The sequence below is a fragment of the Sphingobium limneticum genome (assembly GCF_008710155.1).
GTDB lineage: Bacteria > Pseudomonadota > Alphaproteobacteria > Sphingomonadales > Sphingomonadaceae > Sphingobium > Sphingobium limneticum.
Genome location: NZ_VYPZ01000001.1, coordinates 129,398 through 149,211, shown reverse-complemented (window position 1 = coordinate 149,211; position 19,814 = coordinate 129,398). Strand labels below are relative to the sequence as shown.

19 protein-coding genes are annotated in these 19,814 nt (G+C 65.8%); 14 read left to right on the top strand and 5 right to left on the bottom strand.

What is annotated here, in order from left to right; all coding sequences use genetic code 11:
* Nucleotides 1-7: 7 nt before the first annotated feature.
* Genes F4U94_RS00600 through F4U94_RS00590 form a run of 3 tightly spaced genes read right to left on the bottom strand, consistent with a single transcriptional unit; the run spans nucleotide 8 to nucleotide 2,183 of the window.
* Nucleotides 8-742 carry a hypothetical protein gene (locus tag F4U94_RS00600; RefSeq protein ID WP_120253222.1) on the bottom strand — a complete coding sequence of 245 codons (735 nt, stop codon included), beginning with the start codon at nucleotides 740-742 and terminating at the stop codon, nucleotides 8-10.
* Entirely contained in the window at nucleotides 739-1,059 is a 321-nt protein-coding gene (gene fliO / locus F4U94_RS00595) for a flagellar biosynthetic protein FliO (RefSeq protein ID WP_120253223.1), read from the bottom strand. The genes F4U94_RS00600 and fliO overlap by 4 nt, the downstream gene beginning before the upstream one ends.
* On the bottom strand, nucleotides 1,056-2,183 hold the full coding sequence (locus F4U94_RS00590) for an EscU/YscU/HrcU family type III secretion system export apparatus switch protein (protein ID WP_120253224.1): 1,128 nt from the start codon (nucleotides 2,181-2,183) through the stop codon (nucleotides 1,056-1,058). Before F4U94_RS00590 ends, fliO begins: the two co-directional genes overlap by 4 nt.
* A gap of 557 nt (nucleotides 2,184-2,740) precedes the next feature.
* On the opposite strand from F4U94_RS00590, the gene F4U94_RS00585 reads away from it, so the two are divergent.
* The 14 genes from F4U94_RS00585 (at nucleotide 2,741) to F4U94_RS00520 (ending at nucleotide 15,627) form a co-directional block, all read left to right on the top strand.
* Nucleotides 2,741-3,466, top strand: coding sequence for a lytic transglycosylase domain-containing protein (locus F4U94_RS00585; RefSeq protein WP_161600355.1), 726 nt, complete (start codon nucleotides 2,741-2,743; stop codon nucleotides 3,464-3,466).
* A 3-nt stretch (nucleotides 3,467-3,469) separates the two neighbouring features.
* On the top strand, nucleotides 3,470-5,434 hold the full coding sequence (locus tag F4U94_RS00580) for a flagellar biosynthesis protein FlhA (protein WP_120253226.1): 1,965 nt from the start codon (nucleotides 3,470-3,472) through the stop codon (nucleotides 5,432-5,434).
* Nucleotides 5,431-7,260, top strand: a complete 1,830-nt coding sequence (gene sctC, locus F4U94_RS00575; RefSeq protein WP_120253227.1) for a type III secretion system outer membrane ring subunit SctC — start codon at nucleotides 5,431-5,433, stop codon at nucleotides 7,258-7,260. Before F4U94_RS00580 ends, sctC begins: the two co-directional genes overlap by 4 nt.
* Entirely contained in the window at nucleotides 7,257-8,411 is a 1,155-nt protein-coding gene (locus F4U94_RS00570) for a hypothetical protein (RefSeq protein ID WP_120253228.1), read from the top strand. Before sctC ends, F4U94_RS00570 begins: the two co-directional genes overlap by 4 nt.
* Nucleotides 8,412-8,434: 23 nt before the next feature.
* On the top strand, nucleotides 8,435-8,749 hold the full coding sequence (locus F4U94_RS00565) for a hypothetical protein (protein WP_120253229.1): 315 nt from the start codon (nucleotides 8,435-8,437) through the stop codon (nucleotides 8,747-8,749).
* Nucleotides 8,746-9,129 (top strand): hypothetical protein, encoded by a 384-nt coding sequence (locus tag F4U94_RS00560; protein WP_120253230.1) that lies wholly within the window; start codon nucleotides 8,746-8,748, stop codon nucleotides 9,127-9,129. The genes F4U94_RS00565 and F4U94_RS00560 overlap by 4 nt, the downstream gene beginning before the upstream one ends.
* 22 nt (nucleotides 9,130-9,151) lie before the next feature.
* Nucleotides 9,152-9,892, top strand: coding sequence for a type III secretion system inner membrane ring lipoprotein SctJ (sctJ, locus tag F4U94_RS00555; protein ID WP_120253231.1), 741 nt, complete (start codon nucleotides 9,152-9,154; stop codon nucleotides 9,890-9,892).
* On the top strand, nucleotides 9,889-10,335 hold the full coding sequence (locus tag F4U94_RS00550) for a hypothetical protein (RefSeq protein WP_145986307.1): 447 nt from the start codon (nucleotides 9,889-9,891) through the stop codon (nucleotides 10,333-10,335). Before sctJ ends, F4U94_RS00550 begins: the two co-directional genes overlap by 4 nt.
* A complete protein-coding gene (locus F4U94_RS00545; protein ID WP_120253233.1) occupies nucleotides 10,320-10,925 on the top strand; it encodes a FliH/SctL family protein in 606 nt (201 codons plus the stop codon). The genes F4U94_RS00550 and F4U94_RS00545 overlap by 16 nt, the downstream gene beginning before the upstream one ends.
* Complete coding sequence (locus tag F4U94_RS00540) at nucleotides 10,915-12,216, top strand: FliI/YscN family ATPase (protein ID WP_120253234.1); 1,302 nt, start codon at nucleotides 10,915-10,917, stop codon at nucleotides 12,214-12,216. Before F4U94_RS00545 ends, F4U94_RS00540 begins: the two co-directional genes overlap by 11 nt.
* Nucleotides 12,213-12,671: a hypothetical protein gene (locus F4U94_RS00535; RefSeq protein WP_120253235.1), complete on the top strand. Its 459-nt coding sequence runs from the start codon at nucleotides 12,213-12,215 to the stop codon at nucleotides 12,669-12,671. Before F4U94_RS00540 ends, F4U94_RS00535 begins: the two co-directional genes overlap by 4 nt.
* On the top strand, nucleotides 12,668-13,273 hold the full coding sequence (locus F4U94_RS00530; protein ID WP_120253236.1) for a hypothetical protein: 606 nt from the start codon (nucleotides 12,668-12,670) through the stop codon (nucleotides 13,271-13,273). The genes F4U94_RS00535 and F4U94_RS00530 overlap by 4 nt, the downstream gene beginning before the upstream one ends.
* Before the next feature lie 112 nt (nucleotides 13,274-13,385).
* On the top strand, nucleotides 13,386-15,077 hold the full coding sequence (locus F4U94_RS00525) for a glycoside hydrolase family protein (protein ID WP_120253237.1): 1,692 nt from the start codon (nucleotides 13,386-13,388) through the stop codon (nucleotides 15,075-15,077).
* Complete coding sequence (locus F4U94_RS00520; RefSeq protein WP_120253238.1) at nucleotides 15,067-15,627, top strand: hypothetical protein; 561 nt, start codon at nucleotides 15,067-15,069, stop codon at nucleotides 15,625-15,627. Before F4U94_RS00525 ends, F4U94_RS00520 begins: the two co-directional genes overlap by 11 nt.
* Before the next feature lie 44 nt (nucleotides 15,628-15,671).
* On the opposite strand, the gene F4U94_RS00515 is transcribed toward F4U94_RS00520, so the two are convergent.
* Nucleotides 15,672-17,960 (bottom strand): TonB-dependent receptor, encoded by a 2,289-nt coding sequence (locus F4U94_RS00515; protein WP_120253239.1) that lies wholly within the window; start codon nucleotides 17,958-17,960, stop codon nucleotides 15,672-15,674.
* A 161-nt stretch (nucleotides 17,961-18,121) separates the two neighbouring features.
* On the bottom strand, nucleotides 18,122-19,753 hold the full coding sequence (locus F4U94_RS00510; RefSeq protein ID WP_120253240.1) for a Na+/H+ antiporter: 1,632 nt from the start codon (nucleotides 19,751-19,753) through the stop codon (nucleotides 18,122-18,124).
* Nucleotides 19,754-19,814: the final 61 nt, after the last annotated feature.

Sequence of the window (19,814 nt, the reverse complement as noted above, 5' to 3'; positions counted from 1 at the left end):
GTGGATATCATGACATGGGCCGGAAGAGCCGCTCTGCCGGCAGGATGCGGCCGGGCACGACCGGGGCGCCGGGCAGACCGACGCCCGCCATCAGCGGCGCAGCGCCGATCAGCAGCAGGTCGCCCGGCGCGAGCGCGGCGGCATCGGTGGGTGACAGGCGCGGGCCGTCGATCAGGATGCGGGCGGGGAGCGGGATGTGGCCGAGGAGCGCCGGCGCGAAGGGTGCGGGCACGGGGAGGATCGGCGTGTCGGGGGACAGAGCGAGGTCCATGGCCGCGACCGGCAACGGGCCGTCGTTCAGGGTGATGTGGGCGGTGAGGGTCGCGGCGGACGGGCGCTTGCCGATGTCGGTCGGGTCGAGGGTCAGGCCAAGCGCCGCCTCAATCTCGCAGAGCAGCGGGTTGGCGGCGTCGAGCAGCGTGGCCATGGCGGGGCCATCCGTCGCGTCGGTGCGGACGGGGTGGCCGTCTAGGCGATGGAGGCGGAAGGCGAGATCTTCGGCGCAGCGGAACCAATCGTTATTGGTCGGAACTGAGTGTATCTGGGTGTTGCTTTGGGTATCCAAAGACAAGGGCAGCCCTTCGACAGGCTCAGGGCGAACGGAGGTTGGTGGGTTGGGGATATGAGCGCACAACAATGCGCGCCCTATCCGGCGGCCGTTGAGGGCGGCGAGCAGGGCGTGGCGCAGATGCGCTTCTTCCACGGACAGGGCCCGGAAACGGGGCTTGTCGAATGCCATCATGGGAAGATCCGGCCCGGTGTGGGGGCGGTGTCGGGCACTGGCCCGTCCGGCCAGCGCGCGAGCAGGCTGATACCACCGGCGGTGACGCCGACCAGCATCACTTCGCCGCGCACCTCCACCAAGGTGAGGCGTTCGCGCTGGCCCACGGCCATGGCGCGCAGGAAGCGGATCGGCGGATCATTGCCCTCCCCGCCGCCGCCCTGGACATGATCGTTCCAACGGCGCAGCAGACGGATCGCGACCCAGGCCAGGCCCAGCACCACCGCCAGCGCCAGGACGACCGCCAGCAGGCTGAGAAAGAAGGTTCCGGCATTCATTCAGCATCCTCCCGGATTGCGGTTTCCAGTCCGTCGCGGGCGCGTTTCGCCCACAGGATGATTTCGGCGATCGCATCGAAATGGGCGCGCGGGATCGGGCCACCGACCTCGCTTTCCGCCCAGACCGCGCGGGCGAGGCCGATATTGCGGACGATGGGCACGCCCATCCGCTCCGCCTCACCCCGCATGGCGGCGGCCAGCGGCCCCTCCCCCTTCGCCGCGATCATCGGCACGGGGGTATTTGCGGGATCATATTCGAGCGCGATGGCGAGATGGGTCGGATTGGTCAGCAGCACGTTCGCGCCGCCGGCCGCGCCGATGGCATTCTGGTTCGCCCATTCCTCATGCAATTGCCGGCGCTGGGCGCGCAGCATCGGGTCGCCCTCATTATCCTTATGCTCCTGCTTGATGTCGCGGCGGCTCATGCGCAGCTTCTTGATGAAGCGATGCTGCTGCCAGAAGCGATCGACGGCGGCGACGAGCAGGAAGATGGCGCAGGTCCAGGCGAAGAGCTGTATCGTCAGCGATCGCATCAGCGACAGCATGGCGCCCGCGACCTTTTCGCCGTGCCGCTCGACCGGGGACCAACCGGCGGTCTGGATGAGGCTGATGAAGCCATCGGCCGAGCGCCACAGGATGATGATGGCAATGGTGAGGATCAGGCTCGCCTTGATCACGGTCTTCAGCAGCTCGACCAGATTGTCGAGCGCGAACATCTTCTTGAAACCTTCCACGGGATTGAGCTTGTCGAGCGAGGGCTTGAGCTTTTCAGTCGTCACCAATGCACCGATTTGCAGAAATTCGGCGAGCACACCGATGATCGAAGCCGGTCCCAGGATCAGCAGGCTGGCCGACACCAGCACGGCGAAGGCAGCCCAGCCCAGCACGGGCGCAGCGGATTCGAAGGGCATGGTCGTCGCGGTGCCGACCGTGTCGGTCATCAAGACCATGATCTGCCCGCCCGCATAACCGGCAGCGAAGAGCAGCAACAGGAACCAGAGGATCATGCCGACGGCGGGACCGACATCCTTCGATTTGGCGACATCGCCCTTGCGCCGCGCATCGCGCAGACGCTTGGGGGTCGGTTTTTCGGTCTTGTCGCCGCCGTCATTCTTGTCGGCCATGACTGCTCCACACAAATTGCGGCCGGTTGAACGGCCTGCATTTTTCGGCCGGAAGTGATTGAAACTGTGCCGATAATTACCATGTGATACGGGCAAGCACAGAACACGAACTGCGTGTGTGGACGGAAGTAAAAGTCCAGAACAACTGCCGCTTCGTCAACCCTTCGCTTCGGAATCGGGATGAAACGTTTGCACAGAGCGATGTTACGCCAGCGACACGGATCTACTTCATATCGTCACATTCAAGTGACGCTTATGTCACGGTTCCATAAGAATTTTACTTTTGGCTCCATTCACCGCCCCATGGCAACAGCCCGTCTCCTAGTTGTGGCCATAGCTGCAACACAGCGCAACAAAGCGGCCGTTCGATAGCGATACAGCGCTGTCAGACTATCAAGTAAACATCCGTTATTACTTAATTTTTTACTGCTGAAGACGAATCGAGAATTTGGTGTGTGGACGTCACCAGATGGGAGATCGTCACCATGCGTATATGTTCGCACATAGCGCTACGGATTCCGGTAATATTCGTAGCTTTTACTGTCGCTTCTCCTGCCTTGGCGGGAGAGGGCACGAGTTGGCGGGATATCGACTTCAAGTCGTGTCCGCTCAACGACACGCTGCGCGTCGCCGACGACGCCAGCGCGAGCCATTATATGGCGTTGCAGGGTTGTGCCGCGCGGATCGTGATCGCGCCCAAGGCGCCGATCCGTGCCCAGCCCAATGTGGCGCGCATCATCGGCGTGAAGGAAGAAAAGGCGGCCAAGGCGCGCAAGCGCCGGGGTGTTCGCAGCGAAGAGCGGCTGGTCGAGCCGCCGCCGGGAACCGAGCGGATCAGCGCGATGCTGGATCGGCCGATCCGGCTGGGTCGGGTCAACGCCGACTTCGACGCCCATATCCTGGCGAGCGCCCGTGCGCACCGCATCGATCCGCTGTTCCTGCATGCGATCATCGGGCAGGAATCCACCTATAAACCGCAGGCACTGTCGCATGCCGGTGCGCGCGGACTGATGCAGATCATGCCCGGCACCGGCGCGCGCTTCGGCGTGGCGACGACGGCGCTCTACGACCCCGCCACCAATATCGATACCGGCGCGCGGCTGCTCAAGTCGTTGCAGGGCCGATATGGCAAGGATTTCAACCTGATTCTGGCGGCCTATAATGCCGGCGAAGGGGCGGTGGCCAAATATGGCAATGCCATCCCGCCCTATCGCGAGACGCAGGATTATGTCGTCAAGGTGATGGGCCGCTATGCCGCGCTGCGCGGCACGCCGGGGCGCTGACCGATGGCAAGCTCCATCCTGTCCCGCATCCCGCGCGGCGCCATCCGCCCCGCCGACCTGATGCTGATCGTCGGCGTCGTGGCGATCGTCGCGCTGCTGATCCTGCCGCTGCCGACTTTGGTCATCGACATGCTGGTCGCGACCAATATCGCGATCGGGCTGCTGTTGCTCTTGTCGACTTTGCACATATCCAAGCCGCTCGACTTCTCGACCTTTCCCACGGTATTATTGCTGACGACTTTGTTTCGTCTGTCGCTGTCGATCGCGACGACGCGCATGATTTTGACCACCGCAGAGGGTGGCCATATCATCCAGCAATTCGGCCAGATGGTGGCGGGCGGCAATCTGATCGTCGGGCTGGTCGTCTTCCTGATCATCACCATCGTGCAGTTCATCGTCATTTCCAAGGGCGCCGAGCGGGTCGCGGAAGTCGCCGCGCGCTTCAGCCTGGACGCGATGCCCGGCAAGCAATTGTCGATCGACAGCGATTTGCGGTCCGGCCTGATGGGCAAGGACGAAGCGCGCGAGAAACGGCGCACGCTGGAGATGGAGAGCAAGCTGCACGGCAGCCTGGACGGCGCGATGAAGTTCGTGAAGGGCGATGCCATCGCCTCCATCGTCATCGTTCTGGTCAACCTGATCGGGGGGCTGGCCGTCGGCGTCTTCAGCCATGGCATGGATGCCGGCGAGGCGATGCAGGTCTTTTCGATCCTGACCATCGGCGATGGGTTGGTCGCGCAGATCCCGGCGCTGTTCAGCGCCATGGCCGCCGGCCTGCTGGTGACGCGCACCACGGATGAGAGCCGCGACGGCAGCCTTGGCCCCGCGATCGCGCATCAGATCGGCAGCAAGCCCAAAGTGCTGGTGCCCGCCGCGATCCTGTGCGTGCTGATGGCGCTGATCCCCGGTTTCCCGGCGGCCGTGTTCATCGGCATCGCACTGGCATTGGGCAGCGCGGCGGCATGGCAGCATCCCGCATCCAAGGCATGGATATTGGGCAAGACCGCGCGGTTCGACACGAGCGAAAAGCCATTGCCCGAGACGCTGCAGGCGGCCCCCGCTGCGCCGCGTCCGGTGCGCCCGCTGGTGCTGGAAATTGCCGCGCCGGGTTTGGACGCCGAGCGGGCCGAAGAGCTGCGCGCGCGTTTCGTCACCACGATCGAGGGCGTGCAGGCGCGGCTGGGCCTGCCCATGCCGACAGGCGAGATGACCACAAGGCTGCTGCCGGAGGGCGAGGCCGGACGTTGGGCCTTGTTCGCCTATGAAGCGCCGGTCGGATCGGGCGTGGCCGATGACGAGCGCCCGCTGGAGGAGGTGATGGCGGCGGCGGTCGATGTGCTGCTGCGTCGCCATGCCGGCCGGTTCCTGGGCCTTCAGGAAACCACCGCGATGCTGAACCGCATCGGCGCCGATTATCCCGACCTGGTCAAGGAAGTGGTGCGCGCGGTGTCCAGCCCGCGGATCGCCGAGATTTTGAGACTGCTTGCAGAAGAGGAGGTGTGTTTGCGGAACATGCGCGACGTACTGGAAGCCATTGCCGAGATCGGTCAATCGGAACGCAATGCCGTGCCGATCGCCGACCGGACCCGCGTGGCACTGCGCCGCTACATCACTGCGCCGCACATGGCGGACAATCGCCTGCCGGTGATGGTGGTAGGCGGGCGGCTGGAGCGGTTCTTCCGCGAAAGTTTGCAAGCGGTGGAAGGGGTGCAGCACCTCGCCATGGCGCCCGATCAGGCGCGCACGCTGATCGGCATGATACGTAGCGAGGCGACCAAATGCGGCGCGCGCGCGGTCGTAACCGCTTATGATCTGCGCCGACCGCTGCGCCAGCTGACGGCGGGCGACCTCTTCGGCCTGCCGATCCTTTGCTACAACGAGCTGACGCCGGCGCTGCCGCTGGACGTGGTCGGCACACTGGACCGGACGCCCGATGCGATCGAAGAACAGATGGAGGCGGCGGCATGAAGCACGTCCTTGCAAGCTGCGCCGCCGCGATCGCGCTGGCCTGTATCCCGGTACAGGCGGCCGAGCCGCCCTTTGGCGACAAGAAGGTCAGCCTGTCCGCGCGCGACCAGCCGGCGACCGATTTCCTGAACCAGTTCTTTGCCGCGTCCGGTCTGCGGGTTGCGGTGGCGGGGACGGTCACGGGCAAGATCAACGGCCGTTTTTCGGGCCATCCCGCCGACATCTGGCGGCAGGTGTCGAGCGCGTTCAACCTGATCGCTTATTATGACGGGGCCGTCGTCACCGTCTACAACGCCAATGACGTGCAGAGCCGGACGATGACGGTCGCGTCGGGCCGCGCCGCCGACCTGTCAGGCGCGGTATCGCGCGGGCAACTGGGGGACGCCACCAACCGGGTGCGTATCACGTCGGCCGAGGCGGTGATGGCGACCGGCGTGCCGCGCTTCCTGGATCAGGTGCAGCAGATCGCATCCGCCCTGCCCCGCACCGCCGTGCGGCAACAGCCCGGATCGGTGGCGATCGCGCCCGGCATGGTGCAGCAGGCGCCGATGACGCCGGGCGGGATCGAGCCTTATGAACTGCGGGTCTTCTACCTGCGCTATGCGCGCGCCGACGATACGACGATGAATAGCGGCGACCGGTCGGTGCGCGTGCCGGGCGTGGCGACCACCGTGTCGCGGATCATGGGTGACGGGCAGCCGATCGGCAGCGTCACCGGCTCCTATGGCGAGCAGAAGGTGCGGCAATCCGCCCCGCGCCTGATGGGCCGGGGGCTGGACAGCGTTCGTCCGGGGGATTCCCAATCCACCCCCTATGACAATGATGACGAGGATTATCTGGGCCTGCCCGGCGGCAACGGCGCCAACCAGATCGTGGTCGAGGCGCCGCCACGGAGCGGGCCGCGCATCACGGTCGATCCGTCGCTGAACGCCGTCATCATCCGCGACCGGCCGGAAAATATGCCCGCCTATGAAGGGTTGGTCCGGTCGCTGGACGTCGCGCCGCAGGTGGTGGAACTGGAAGCGACGATCATCGACATCAATGTCGACAAGTTGCGCGAACTGGGCATCAATTGGCGCTTCAATAGTGGCGACTGGGGCGCGCTGTTCGGCGGCGACGTGGTGCGGCGGACCGGCAATCCGCTGACCGACGCGCTGATTTCCGGCACTGGCCAGGCCAATCGTGGCCTGTCCCTGTCCGGCGCGATCGGGGCGAGCAACGAATTGCTGTTCCGCATCAATGCGCTGGAGGAAAAGGGCGCGGCCAAGGTCGTGTCGCGGCCGCAGCTGATGACGCTGTCCAATGTGGAGGCGGTGTTCGACCGGACCCGCACCTTCTACGTTCGAGTGGCCGGCGACCGGCAGGTCGACCTGTTCAACGTGACCGCCGGCACGGTGCTGCGCGTCAATCCGCATGTACTGGTCGATGGCGGACAACCGCGTATTCGCATGGTCGTGCATGTCGAGGACGGGTCGCTGCTGGACGGCACGGTCGATCGCATTCCGGTGGTGGAGCGAGCCAGCGTCGATACGCAGGCGCTGATCGCCGAGGGCGAAAGCCTGCTGCTGGGCGGGTTGACCGTCAATGCGGATGCCGACGCGGAAAGCGCGATTCCTGTGCTGGGGCAAATTCCGATCGTGGGCGAATTGTTCAAGACCCGGACCAAGAAGCGCCAGCATATCGAGCGGCTGTTCCTGATTTCGCCGCGCATCAACCGGATGGAGATGCCCGGTGTAGCGTCCGGGGCGCCGGGTGCCGAGCCGACCAAATTGGGGGCCGTGACCCGCGTGCCGCAGGCTAACAATCATCGGGAGGTATTGGAATGACCGCCGCCACCCTGTCCATGATCGACAATCCGCGCACGGCCGCCGTGAGCCGGCGGGTGCTGAAAATCCTGTCGGGCCGGCTGTCGGGCAAGGCCTTCCCGCTCGATGGGCGCGAGAGGCTGAGCATCGGCCATGGGCTGGGCAATGATGTGGTGCTGCGCGGCGCGGGGACGCGCGATTGCGCGGTGGAGATGAGCCTGACGCCCGATGCGGCGCAATTGCGGGTGTTGCAGGGGCAGGTCGAACTGCTCGGCCGCACATTGACGGCGGGGGAGCAGGCGGTGCTGCCGGCCTATCTGCCCATCCGGATCGGCGAATATCTGGTCGCCCATGGTGCGCCGGTTTCGGCACGCTGGGCGGATGCCGGCGCGATCGCCGACATGCCGGTGGGGAGCGCCGTCGGGCCATTACAGGCGCCGCGCATCGTCGACCGGTTGCTGGACATGGGGCGCGAGCATCTGGGCCGGATCGACCGGCACAGCGCGCGACTGGCCGTGGCGGCGGGCTGCGTCTGCCTGCTCGGCGTGGCGGCCGCGCAACCGCTCGGCACGCTGGTGAGCGGCGGCAAAGGCGACCGGACCGCATTGCAGCGGGAGGTGCGGCAGGCCGGATTCCCGGCGGTGAAGGTGAATAGCGCGCCGGACGGATCGCTGGCGGTGACCGGCGTGGTGCGGGACGAGGATGAGCTGGGCCGGCTCCGCGCATTGGCAGTGCAAAGCGGCGAGGGCGTGATCGTGGATGCGCAGACTGGCCCGGCGCTAGCCGATGCCGCCACCGACCTGCTCCAGACCAAGGGCGTCGCCGCGCGCGTCACGCCGGCGCAACCGGGGGCGCTGGTGGTGAGTGCCGGCTATATGCCGCAAGACAAGCAGCAGGAATTGAGCGCGGAGCTGAAGAAGGATCTGCCGGCGGTGAGCGCGGTGGGCTTCAAGGTGGACGACAGTCTGGACGCCAGCCCCTTGCAGGCCTTTTTCACCCAGAGCGGCGCGGGGCTGGCGACGATCGTCACCGACCCGCCGCATATCCTGACCGCAGACGGTTCCCGCTGGTTCCCCGGATCGACCCTGCCGACCGGACACAAGCTGCTGGCCGTCGCGCCGGAAGGCGTGACTTTCGAAAAGGATGGTCGCGTCGAACAGATCACCCCCTGAAGCTGAACGAAGGAGAAAATGAGATGAGCAACAGCATATCCAACGCCGACCTGAGCAGCATCGCCGCCACGCCGTTGACCGGTGGTCGCATGCGGCAGGATGACAGCCCGGCCAACTGGTTCGAAGCCTTTGCCTCCGCCTGGGGCAAGGCGCTCGACACGCAGGCGGCTGCGATCGAGCAGCGCTCCGACATCGTGGCCAATTCGGGCGGCGACAATCCGTCGCAGATCACCCAATTGACGGCGGAATCCATGAAGATGAGCTTCCTGGCCAACAGCTCGCACAGTTCGATCGACAGCGTGTCCAAGGCGCTGGAAACCATGGCGCGCAAGCAATGAGCGTGGAAGCGCTTGCCATGCAGGCGGCGCCGGCTCGCATGGTCGAGCTGGCGCCGGCCATGCCCCAGCAGGTTGGACAGGATGCCGCCGCCGACTTCACCGCATCGCTCAAGGCCGCAGCCAGCGAGCATATGGGCGGCAAGGATATGGCGCCGGCCATGCGCGAAATGCTGGGTGCGCTGGACAAGGTGAATGGCGAGGCCAAGTCGGTCGCTGACTATGCCCGGACGGCGCAGAGCAATGGCGGCGAAATGACGCCGGGCGAGATCGTCCAGCTGACCATGCGATGCCAGGAATTCATGTTCCATTGCCAGCTGACGTCCAACATCGCCAACCGCAGCGCGGATGGCGTGCAACAGCTGTTCCGTCAGCAGGGCTGATACAGGAGAGGGAGGAAGGCCGATGCACGCGATCGGAAAAGCCGCCCTCCCGCTTCTCGCCGCGCTTGCGCTGGCGGGGTGCGGGAGCCAGGAAATCTACGGGCATCTGAAGGAAGCCCAGGCCAACGACATGATCGCCGCGCTGCGCGACGCGCATATCGACGCGAGCAAATCCGCCGACAAGGATGGGCAGTGGGCCGTCGCGGTCGATCGCGACAATTTTTCCAAAGCGATCCAGTTGCTGCGGGCCAAGGGCCTGCCGCGCGAGGATTTCGCCAATCTGGGCAGCCTGTTCGAAAAGAAGGGGCTGGTGTCCTCCCCCACCGAAGAGCGGGCGCGGCTGATCTATGGCCTGAGCCAGGAATTGAGCCATACGGTAAGCGAGATTGACGGGGTGGTGCAGGCCCGCGTCCACCTTGCCATGCCGCAGGCCGATCCGCTGTCGGATCAGGTGAAGCCCGCATCGGCGGCCGTCTTCGTCAAATATCAGCCGGGCTTCGACCTGCGCGGTCAGACCGGGGCGATCAAGTCACTGGTGACGAACAGTATCGAAGGGTTGGCGGTCGACAAGGTATCGGTGGTGATGGTGCCGAGCCAGGCCGCCCCGCCGCCCGAGCAGTCGATCCTGACCGCCAGTTTCGATGGCTGGGCCAGCCGTATCCTGCTGGGGCTGGTCGGCATAGGCGGACTGGTCGCTCTGTTCTGGCGGCGGCGAACGGCGCGGTTGCCGGTGGTACCCACTCAGGGCGAGCAGCCTTCATGAGCGGTGCGGCGGCGAGAGCGGAAATGGGCCGGCTGGCGGCGCGCGGTGGCTGGTCGCGATCGCGCGGAGAGCGGTTTCTGGCGCACGACGCGGCGCGGCCGAGTTTCGCTGCGCTCCATGCCATGCCACGCTGGCCGGTGCTGGATGCAGATGGGCGCGAGACGGCGGGCATGGTGGCGCTGCTGATCGCGGGCCAATCCGCCCTGTCCCGCACGATCGAGGGGGCAAAGTTGCGCGGCTATGCCGATCTGGTCGGGGCCGATGTGCTGGAGCGCGTGATGACTTTCGCCGAGGGTGGGCGCGATCCGTTGCCCGCTATCGATCGGATGGGTGTCGACGCGCAAAGGCTGCTGGTCGCGGCGGAGGCGGATGAGGAGGCCGCCGGGCGACTGGGCGCGGCCGAAATATTGCTCAGGGAGGCAGACGCATGGCCTTCCATCTGATCCATGCCGATGGGTTGAGCCTGCTGGCGAGCGATCGGCCCTGGCTGCGCGGGTCCGAACGGGCGCCCGTGGAGGAGGCGGCAACGTTGCTGGCCGATATACGGTTGCTGCACGATCGGCAGGCCGAAGCGCTGGCGCAGGTGCAGGCGATTGCTGCGGCGGAAGGGCGCGCATCGGGTGCGGAGGCCGGGCGGGCCGCCTTTGCCGCAGCCATCGCCGCGCTGACCGATCAGGTAGAGGCTGATCGTGCACGACGAGACGAGGATGTGGCGGCACTGGCGCTGGCGGCGCTGCGGCAGATGGTCGGCGCGCTGGCCGATGAGGAGCGGATAGCCGCCATCGCCCAGCGCGCGGTCGAGGCGCTGGGGTCGCGTGGTCCCGTGTTGATCGAAGTGTCCGAAGCCATGATGCCCCATGTCGAACGGGCCTTTACCGATCGGCCGAGCGCGATCGAGGTGGCGGTGCGGATGCAGGACGGGCTGGCCGACGACCAGTGCCGGCTGACCGCGCCGGATGGTCGTATCGTAGCCGATCTGGACGTGCAGATGCAGTCCTTCGCCCGCCGTTGGGAGCTGATCGATGCGGACTGATGCGCTCTTCGAGACGCTGGCCGCCGGTCCCGCTTTCGAACAGCGCGGACGGGTGCGCGGCGCGATCGGCACGGCGATCCGGGTGAGCGGCGTCAGCGTGCGGATCGGTGATATCTGCGAATTGTCCAGTCCTGCCGGGCGCCACACGTTGCTGGCCGAGGTGGTCGGACTGTCCGAGCATGAGGCCATATTGGCGCCGCTGGGCGATCTGCGCGGGCTGTCGGGCGAGACTGAAGTCACCGTGCGCGTCGGCGAGGATCGGGTGCCGGTGTCCAGTGCGTTGCTAGGGCGGGTGCTGGACGCGCGGTTGCAGCCGCTCGACAGCCTGCCGCCGGTCGATGCATCGGCGACCCAGCCCCTCTACGCCGCTGCGCCCAATCCGATGGAGCGGCAGCGGATCGACACGCAGGTCGAAACCGGCGTGCGCGCGATCGACGGGCTGCTGCCGCTGGGCCGGGGGCAACGCATCGGCGTGTTCGCGGCGGCGGGAGGCGGCAAATCGACGCTGCTGGGTACGTTGGCGCGGCAGGCGCAGGCGGATGTCATCGTCATCGCCCTGATCGGCGAGCGCGGGCGCGAGGTGCGTGAATTTATCGAGGATAATCTGGGCGAGGAAGGATTGGCGCGCTCCGTGGTCATCGCCTCCACATCCGATCGTCCGGCGCTGGAACGCGCGCGCGCGGCCCATGCCGCCACCGCTATCGCCGAGGGATTTCGGGCGGAGGGCAAGCATGTCCTTCTGCTCATGGATTCGGTGACGCGCTTTGCCCGTGCGCTGCGCGAGATAGGGCTGGCATCGGGCGAGCCACCGGTGCGGCGCGGTTTTCCGCCCTCCGTCTTTGCCGAACTGCCGCGGCTGTTCGAGCGAACGGGCTGCGACGCCCATGGCGCGATTACCGGCATCTATACCGTCCTGCTGGAGGATGAAGAAGATGATCCGGTCGGCGAAGAAGTGCGGTCCTTGCTCGACGGGCATGTCATATTGTCGCGCAAGCTGGCGGCGCGCGGCCATTATCCGGCGATTGACGTGCTTGTGAGCCAGAGCCGCTTGATGGGGCAGTTGGTCGGGGATGGCGAACGGCGCGCCGCTTTGTCCTTCCGCGCGATGCTGGCGAAGCTGAACGAGATCGAGCTGCTGTTGCAGGTGGGCGATTACAAGCCCGGCCAGGATGCGCTGGCCGACCGCGCCATCGCCCGGCGCGACGAACTGGACGGGTTTTTACGGCAGCCGACCCATGAGGCGGTGCCGATGGTGATGACCCGCACCTTGTTGAGGGGATTTGAAGCATGAGCGACAATGTAATCGACGGGCTGAAGACCATATTGCGCCTGCGCCGCCGCGACCTGGACCGATGCGAGCGGGAGGTGGCGCAGGCGCGGGCGCAACTGGTCGAGGCGGAGGTGCAGGAGAGTGAAGCGGAGCGAGCCTGCTCCCATGCCCTCTCCACCTGCGAGCAGGCGGTGGCGCAGCAGGCGAAACTGCCCTGCGATCCGCTGGTGCGGCTGCATGCCCATGCGACGCAGGCGAAGGCGGAGGCCGCGCGGCAGCTGCGAGCGCAGGCTCGCGCTGGGCTGGAGGAGGCGCGAATGCTGGCCGATCGGCTGAAACGCGAATGGCTGCGGGCGCAGGCGCGGCATGACGCCATTCTTGGCGAACTGGAACGCGCCGTGCGGCAATGGAAGCGGCAGATCGGCCGGCGTGCAGAGGAGGATGTCCGACCCGTGCCAAAGGTGGCGCTGGCATGACCGCGCCGATCCAGACGGCTATGCAACCGGGCAGCCTGCAATCCGCCGATCGGCCAATGCCGCAGAAGCAACCCGACAGCGAGGCGGTCGATCGCTTTCGCGATGCATTGGCGCGCAAGGGCAAGGATGCTCGCACGGCATCGGCCAAGCCGCAGAAGACGGCCGAGGATGGGGCGCAGCCAGCGCCACTCCCGGCCCAGTCACCGTTGGTCCCCCTGCCCTTCCGCGAACGGCCGGCCGGCAAGGGTCAGGATGGGGCCAGTGGGTCGGATGGTCGAAGCGGGGCCAACGCAGCGCCGCCTGCCGTTGCGCAGGATGTAGCGATGCCGACTCTGCCCAACGCCGCGCCGGCTCCTGATGCCGGACAATTTGCAGCGCTCGTCGCCCGGCTCGATGCCGGCCTTGCGCCTTCGGCTCAGTCGCATCTGGCCCTGCCCGGCGACCAGTGGCGCGCGGATCAAGTGGTGATCGACAGCCAGGGTAGCAGCCTGTCGGTCAGTATCGACCTTGGCCAGCGCGGCGATGGCGAGCAGGAGACGATGAAGGAATTGCAGGCCCGCCTGCGCGCGCGCGGGATCGCGGCGAGGGTGGATCGGATCTAGGCAGACGCTCTCCTAATCGCATCGCTCAGCTTCCTAGTCGGATCGCTTAGGGCCTCGCCAGCGCCACAGGCCTAGTCTCCTCACTTATCAAGGGACGCGCAGGAGAAGCGGCATGGCCGGCACGATCGACACAGCCACCAATGGCAATAGCGGCAACGGCAACTGGCTCGATACGCTGGGCAAGGAGATACAGGAGGGGCTTGGTTCGTTGGCGGAAACGCTGGGGCTGGAGGGGATCGTCTCCGACTTCGACAAGCTGCTGGCGAGTCCGTCGGTGCTGGACCGCTTTGCTTCCCCGCAGGTGCCGGAGCAAACGCGCGAGACGCCTCCCGTCACCTCTCAAAACTATACGGTGCGCAAGGGCGACACGTTGGGAGCTATCGCAGCGAAGACCGGGCATAGCGTCGAGGGGCTGGCGCAACTCAATCATCTGGCCGATCCGAACAAGCTGGCGATCGGGCAGGAATTGAAGCTGGGCGCAGTGAAGACCGGGCGGCTGCAACCGCAGGTCACCACGCAGGCCAAGCCGACTGATGCCGCTGCCGCGACTGCGACCACATCCGCGTCGGGCCTGTCGCAGAAGGGCATGGATTTCATCTACAATCACGAAGCGCAGTCGGGCGTCAGCAACCATCTGCACTGGCCCAAGGCCGGCAGCGGCGTGACGCTGGGGCCGGGCTATGACATGAAGGGGCGGGACGCCGCCACGATCGAGCGGGATCTGACCGCGATCGGCGTCGATCCGGCCGCCGCGCGCAAGGCGGGCGAAGGCGCTGGGTTAACCGGCAGCGCGGCGCGCGATTTCGCCGCTGCGAACAAGGGGCTGATCTCGCTCTCTGCGACACAGGAAAAGGCGCTGCTGCGCCAGACCGTCGAACCCTATGCGGCCAAGGTACGCGACCTGATCAAGGTGCCGGTCACCCAGAACCAGTTCGATGCGATGACCAGCCTTGCCTATAATATCGGCACGGGGAAGGATGGCTTTGCCGGATCGACCGCGCTGGCCCGGCTGAACGCCGGCGATGCCAAGGGCGCGGCCGAGGCGATGACATGGTGGAACAAGTCGGAAGGCCAGGTATCGCAGGGCCTGATCAACCGCCGCGCCGATGAAGTGGCAGTGTTCAATATGCCGGGCGCTACGCTCGCGAAGCCGGCCAAGGCGGTGGAAGACAAGTCGGCAGTAGCCCCTACCGGCACCAGCCCCGACGCGCTGGCCGCGACGATCGCGACGAAAGGCGATGCGCAGGCCAAGGCCGATCTGGCGGCAGGCAAGAAGGTGGTGGTCGCGCTGCGCACCGACACGGATACCGGCGCCAATGGCGGCAAGGGCGTTTATGACGACCAGATCGCCGTGGTGTGGAAGGATGATGCCGGCCGCTATCAGGCGAAGGTCTTCGACGGCAATACCGAGCCGTCGGGCCAATATGGCTGGGACGGTCCCAAAGCCTCGCGCGGATCGCACACCGACATGAATGGCGACGGGAAGATGGATCTGGGCCGGTTGCAGGCGGGGACGATCCGCTACACCCAGCAAGCCGGCAATTTCCTGGGCAACACCTTCTTCCGCGCGACGCAGACGCAGGTGGCGGAGCGGGATACCAATCAGGATGGGCGCTTCACCGCTGCCGACGCCAACCGGATCGACAGCAAGGGTGCGGGCACCAGCATGTTGATCCATCAGGGCGGCGCGACCAATACATGGTCGGCAGGTTGCCAGACGCTGCCCAAGGCGCAGTTCAACGATTTCGTGGCCGCGCTTGGCGGGCAGCAGGCGTTCAGCTACGTTCTGGTCAATGCACGCTAGACACTCGATCCTCCTGGCGCTGACGCTTGCGGCCTGTAGCGGCGGCTCGTCCAGTGCGAACGAGCAGGCCAATGCCGCGCGCCCTGCCCCTGTGACGAACGCGGCCGCGCCGCTGGACCCGGCGGCGTCGCGGATCGATTTCGCGGCGCTGGCAGGGCAGTGGAAAGTGGTGGGCGTTGCCGTAGCGGAGAGCGGCGTGCAGGCGCTGGCGCAGGACGATCCGGCCTATATGGGCCAGTTGCTCGATATTGCAGCGGAGCGGCTCAGCTGGGTGAAGGGCAAGGCGGCGGCGGGCGCCACATTGTCCGATCAGTGCGATGGCCCGGTTACCGCGCGGCAGACCGGTGCGGCAGCGCAGGAATACGGGCAGCAGTTCGCCGCGCAGACGAAGGCGCTGCATATCGATCGGCCCGATCCGCACGCGGTGGAATGTGACGACGGCCAATGGGGGCCGGAAGCGGCCGGCGGGGCGATCATCCTGCCGGCGCCGGACGGTCGCATCGCCATGAGCTGGTATGATGGGGCGATGCTGCTCTTGCAGAAAATGTAAAAAGGGGCGCGAACCGATATCGGCCGCGCCCCCTGTTCCGATCGTTACAGCTTGCCGCTCAAGGACAGGCCGATGATGCGGGGTTCGTTGAACACCGGCGCCATGTAATTTTCGATCACGCCCTTCATATTCTTTTCACCCGTGATGTTGCGGGCGAAGGCGGCGATCTCATATTTGCCGTCCGGCGCGGTGTAGCCGATCTTCAGGCCACCCTCGAAGTCGCCCTTCGAGTAGAACTCCTTCGTCTTGTAGAGGACGAAGTTGGTGTAGCCCTGAATGTTCCAGTCGGTCGCCGCAAACAGCTTGCCGCCATTACCCAGCGGCACGTCGTAGCGGGCCGCGATGTTGGCGGTGTACTTGGGCGCGTTGGGCAGCGGGTTACCGTCGATCTGGGCGAAGACGCCCCGCGCGTTGGTGACGGTCGGATCTCCCACCGTGCAGACCACCACGCCGTTCAGCGTGCAGACCTGCGCATAGACATTCTTGTCATCGATTTCGCTGTGCAGCAGGCTGAGGCCGGCGGACAGGGTGAAATTCTCGAACGGACGGGCTTCGAGGTCCGCTTCCAGACCATAGGCCTTGGCCGCTTCCGCGTTGAACAGGACGCCATTGCCGTTCACGTCGTTGCCGTTCAGCTGAATGTCCTTCACCTTCCAGGCGAAGCCCGACAGGTTGAAGCGCAGGCGGTTGCCCAGCAGGCTGGTCTTGATGCCGCCTTCGTACGACATGATCGTTTCCGAATCCGCCGTGGTGAAGTCGCTGTTGAAGACGGCCGAGCGACCCTGGATGGTCGGGCCACGGAAGCCGCGCGCGACGCGGGCATAGAGGCTGACTTCGGGGCTGACTTCATAGAGGGCGCTGACGTCCCAGCTCGGCTCCTTGCCGGTCAGCTTGACATAGCGACGGCCGGCATAGGTGGAGACGCCCGCCGCATTGGCGGTCGCGCGGACCAGACGGGTTTCCTTCGTGTCCTTGGTGTAGCGGCCGCCGGCGGTGATGGTGAAGCCGGGGACGACTTCATAGCTGGCCTGGCCGAACAGGCCCCAGCTTTCATTCTTGTTGCGCAGGCGCACCCAGTTGTTGGGGTTACGCGCAGCCGTCGTCAGGAAATAGGCGCGCTGGTAGAAGTCGGTGGTGTCGCGGCTGTCGAAATACATGCCGCCAACCTGCCATTTGAAGGCGCTGTCGCCATTGCTGGCAAGGCGGACTTCCTGGCTAAGCTGGTCGAGATCGCGGACATTGCCCTGGCTCTGGCCAAAGCCGTTCGCCACGCCACCGACCGGATAATCGGCGCCTGCGCCGCCATCGGTGTCGCCACGGCTGTAGCCGCTGGTGGTTTCATAGGCGGTGATGGAGGTCAGCGTGACCGGACCCATGTCGATCGCGATATTTTCCGACGCGCCGTAGGTCTTGTAGGCCTGCGGGTTGTTCATCGCTTCGTCGAGCGCGATCTTGCTGCGCGGTTCGCCCGCCACGCTGTTGCTGCCCTTGGTCAGGCCGGCGCGGTGGAAGATGGTCGAGGTGCCGTCATAGTCGCGGGCGTGGACGCTGGTCAGCATCGAGACATTTTCGGTCGGCGTCATCAGCAGCTGAAGGCGCACGTCCTTCTCATTATAGCCGCCCATCGCGTCCTTCTTGGGGGACATAGTGCCGTCTGCGCTGGGGCCGGTGTAGGTGTTGTCGACCCAGTCGTCGCGGTGCTGGTAGAGAGCCGAGACACGGAAGGCGAGCTTGTCCGCGACGATCGGGCCGCCGATGCCGCCGTCGAAAGTGACGGTATTATAGCTGCCGTAGCTGGCCTGAGCGCGACCCTGCCAGTCCATCGAAGGACGGATGGTGTCGAACTTGATGATACCCGCCGTGGTGTTGCGACCGAACAGCGAACCCTGCGGGCCGCGCAGCACTTCGACCTGATTGACGTCGAACACCGGGTTCGACTTCAGCACGACATGCTCCAGCACGACATCGTCCTGGATGATCGACACCGGCTGCGACGCGCCGAGATAGAAGTCGATATTGCCGAGGCCGCGAATGTAGAAGCGCGGGAAGATGCGGCCGGTGGTGGTTTCGGCGTAGAGGCCGGGCACGCGGGCCGCGAGTTCCAGAATGTCGCCGCCGCCGGCAGTCAGGTTGCGCAGCGCATCGCCCTGCACGACGCCGACCGAAACCGGCACCTTCTGGAGATTTTCCGAGCGACGCTCGGCCGTGACGACGATTTCGTCCAGCTGGTCGGCGCCGGCGGCTTCCTGCGCATAGGCGACATGCGCCGTCGTCAGAGCGCCGAGCGCAGCGGTCAGCATCAGTGCCGACCGGGTGAAGATGGTCTTGGACAAAGTCGTTCCCCGTAATCTTATTTGGCAAAGGCTCATGGCCCCCATGGGCGCGGCCGCTAGGGTTCGATCATGTCTTTATTGTGACATAATGTTGCTTGGCCGCGACGACTGATCGCAAAGTGGCTGGCTGTGGCAATCGCGCCACAGCCCCACAGCATCGCTCAGCCCCGGTAGCGGGCCTCTGCCAGGTCCAGTTCGCGCGTCAGCTTGCGCGCGGTGCCGCCGCTGACCAGCCGGTCGCGGATCAGTTGGGCCAGCGTGGCGCGTTCGGCCTTGACCCCGACCAGCGCGAATTCGCTGGCCAGGCGGCTGCCCGCGCGCGCCTCGTCAGCCTGATGGCCGCTCAGCCCCTCGATCCGTTCGCGATAGAGATCCATCACGCGGGCGCCGGCGGTGGCGTAGAGATCCGCCTCGCCACGATCCTCGGCCAAAGCATGCTGGTGCCGCTCGATCGCCTGGATCGCGGCATGGGCCGCCACGATACGCGCGCTATCCTCTTCCGCCTGCTTCGATGGTTCGGGCGGCATGGTCAGGCCCTTGAGCAGGAAGGGCAGCGCGATGCTGGCGAGGATGAGGGAGACGACAATCACGCCTGCCGCCAGGAAGATCGCCAGATCGCGGGCGGGAAAAGGGGTGCCGTCATTGAGAGCCAACGGCAGGGTCAGCACACCGGCAAGGGTGATCGCGCCGCGCACGCCGGCAAAGGAGGTCGCCGCGACGAGGCGCCATTCGGGGCTTTGCATCTCGCCCGTCCGCTGCGTCTTGCGCAGGATGGTGAGGTGGAGCGAAGCCCACACCCAGGCGAAGCGGAGCAAGGCGAGGCCAGCGACGATGGCGATGGTGTAGATGGCCAGCCACCAGGGCGAAACATGGCCGGTCAGTGCCACCGTCTGATGTGCGCCCTCCAGGATGCCGGGCAATTGTTCGCCCAGCAGCACGAAGATGATGCCGTTCAATGTGAACTGGATCATGTCCCAGACGGAATTGCGGCGCATCCGGGTGGTCGCCATGGTCTGACGCGAGATTTCCGCGAAGGTCATGGTGACGCCGGCCGCGACCGCCGCCAAGATGCCCGAGGCATGGATATGTTCGGCCAGCATGTAGGAGCCGAAGGGGATGAGCAGGCTGACGAGAATCTGCGACCCGGTATCTTCCCCCCAGCGTTTCGTGACGAACGCCTTGGCACGGGTGACCGCAAGCGTGACGACGACGCCGATCACAAGGCCAGCGCCCGCGACCCACAGGAAGTTGAGCGTCGCCGCGCCCGCGGAAAAGGTGCCGGTCAGGGCGGCCGCGACGGCGAAGCGCAGGCAGACGAGGCCCGACGCGTCGTTGAGCAGTGATTCCCCTTCCAATATGTGCATCATCCGCTTGGGAATGGGCACGCGCGCGGCAATGGCGGACACGGCGATCGGATCGGTCGGCGACACGACCGCCGCGAGCGCGAAGGCGACCGCAAGCGGCATGGCAGGGATCATCCAGTGGATGAAGAAGCCCATGCCGACGACAGTAAGGAGGACAAGCCCCAGCGCCAGTTCGACCACGGTCGAGACGTCCTTGAGCAGTTCATCCTTGGGGATGCGCCAACCATCGAGGAAGAGGAGCGGCGGCAGGAAGAGAAAGAGGAAGAGTTCCGGGTCCAGATCGACACGGTGCGAGGTCGAAAGGCCGATGATCGCGCCGAGCAGGATCTGCACCAGCGGCGTGGGTATGGAGAAAGGCAGAATTCGGGATATCGCCCCGCTGACGACCACGGCCAGCAGCAGGAAAAGCACGATCGAAACTGTCTCCAAACCAATCCTCCCATTTTGGATGTGGGAAGAACCCTAGAGGTTGAAGGACGCGTGGGGCAAC

What these genes read in the sequence shown, in the direction of transcription:
- F4U94_RS00600 (WP_120253222.1), bottom strand. Translation starts at nt 742, where the DNA reads ATGATGGCATTCGACAAGCCCCGTTTCCGGGCCCTGTCCGTGGAAGAA.
- fliO (WP_120253223.1), bottom strand. Translation starts at nt 1,059, where the DNA reads ATGAATGCCGGAACCTTCTTTCTCAGCCTGCTGGCGGTCGTCCTGGCG.
- F4U94_RS00590 (WP_120253224.1), bottom strand. Translation starts at nt 2,183, where the DNA reads ATGGCCGACAAGAATGACGGCGGCGACAAGACCGAAAAACCGACCCCC.
- F4U94_RS00580 (WP_120253226.1), top strand. Translation starts at nt 3,470, where the DNA reads ATGGCAAGCTCCATCCTGTCCCGCATCCCGCGCGGCGCCATCCGCCCC.
- sctC (WP_120253227.1), top strand. Translation starts at nt 5,431, where the DNA reads ATGAAGCACGTCCTTGCAAGCTGCGCCGCCGCGATCGCGCTGGCCTGT.
- F4U94_RS00570 (WP_120253228.1), top strand. Translation starts at nt 7,257, where the DNA reads ATGACCGCCGCCACCCTGTCCATGATCGACAATCCGCGCACGGCCGCC.
- F4U94_RS00565 (WP_120253229.1), top strand. Translation starts at nt 8,435, where the DNA reads ATGAGCAACAGCATATCCAACGCCGACCTGAGCAGCATCGCCGCCACG.
- F4U94_RS00560 (WP_120253230.1), top strand. Translation starts at nt 8,746, where the DNA reads ATGAGCGTGGAAGCGCTTGCCATGCAGGCGGCGCCGGCTCGCATGGTC.
- sctJ (WP_120253231.1), top strand. Translation starts at nt 9,152, where the DNA reads ATGCACGCGATCGGAAAAGCCGCCCTCCCGCTTCTCGCCGCGCTTGCG.
- F4U94_RS00550 (WP_145986307.1), top strand. Translation starts at nt 9,889, where the DNA reads ATGAGCGGTGCGGCGGCGAGAGCGGAAATGGGCCGGCTGGCGGCGCGC.
- F4U94_RS00545 (WP_120253233.1), top strand. Translation starts at nt 10,320, where the DNA reads ATGGCCTTCCATCTGATCCATGCCGATGGGTTGAGCCTGCTGGCGAGC.
- F4U94_RS00540 (WP_120253234.1), top strand. Translation starts at nt 10,915, where the DNA reads ATGCGGACTGATGCGCTCTTCGAGACGCTGGCCGCCGGTCCCGCTTTC.
- F4U94_RS00535 (WP_120253235.1), top strand. Translation starts at nt 12,213, where the DNA reads ATGAGCGACAATGTAATCGACGGGCTGAAGACCATATTGCGCCTGCGC.
- F4U94_RS00530 (WP_120253236.1), top strand. Translation starts at nt 12,668, where the DNA reads ATGACCGCGCCGATCCAGACGGCTATGCAACCGGGCAGCCTGCAATCC.
- F4U94_RS00525 (WP_120253237.1), top strand. Translation starts at nt 13,386, where the DNA reads ATGGCCGGCACGATCGACACAGCCACCAATGGCAATAGCGGCAACGGC.
- F4U94_RS00520 (WP_120253238.1), top strand. Translation starts at nt 15,067, where the DNA reads ATGCACGCTAGACACTCGATCCTCCTGGCGCTGACGCTTGCGGCCTGT.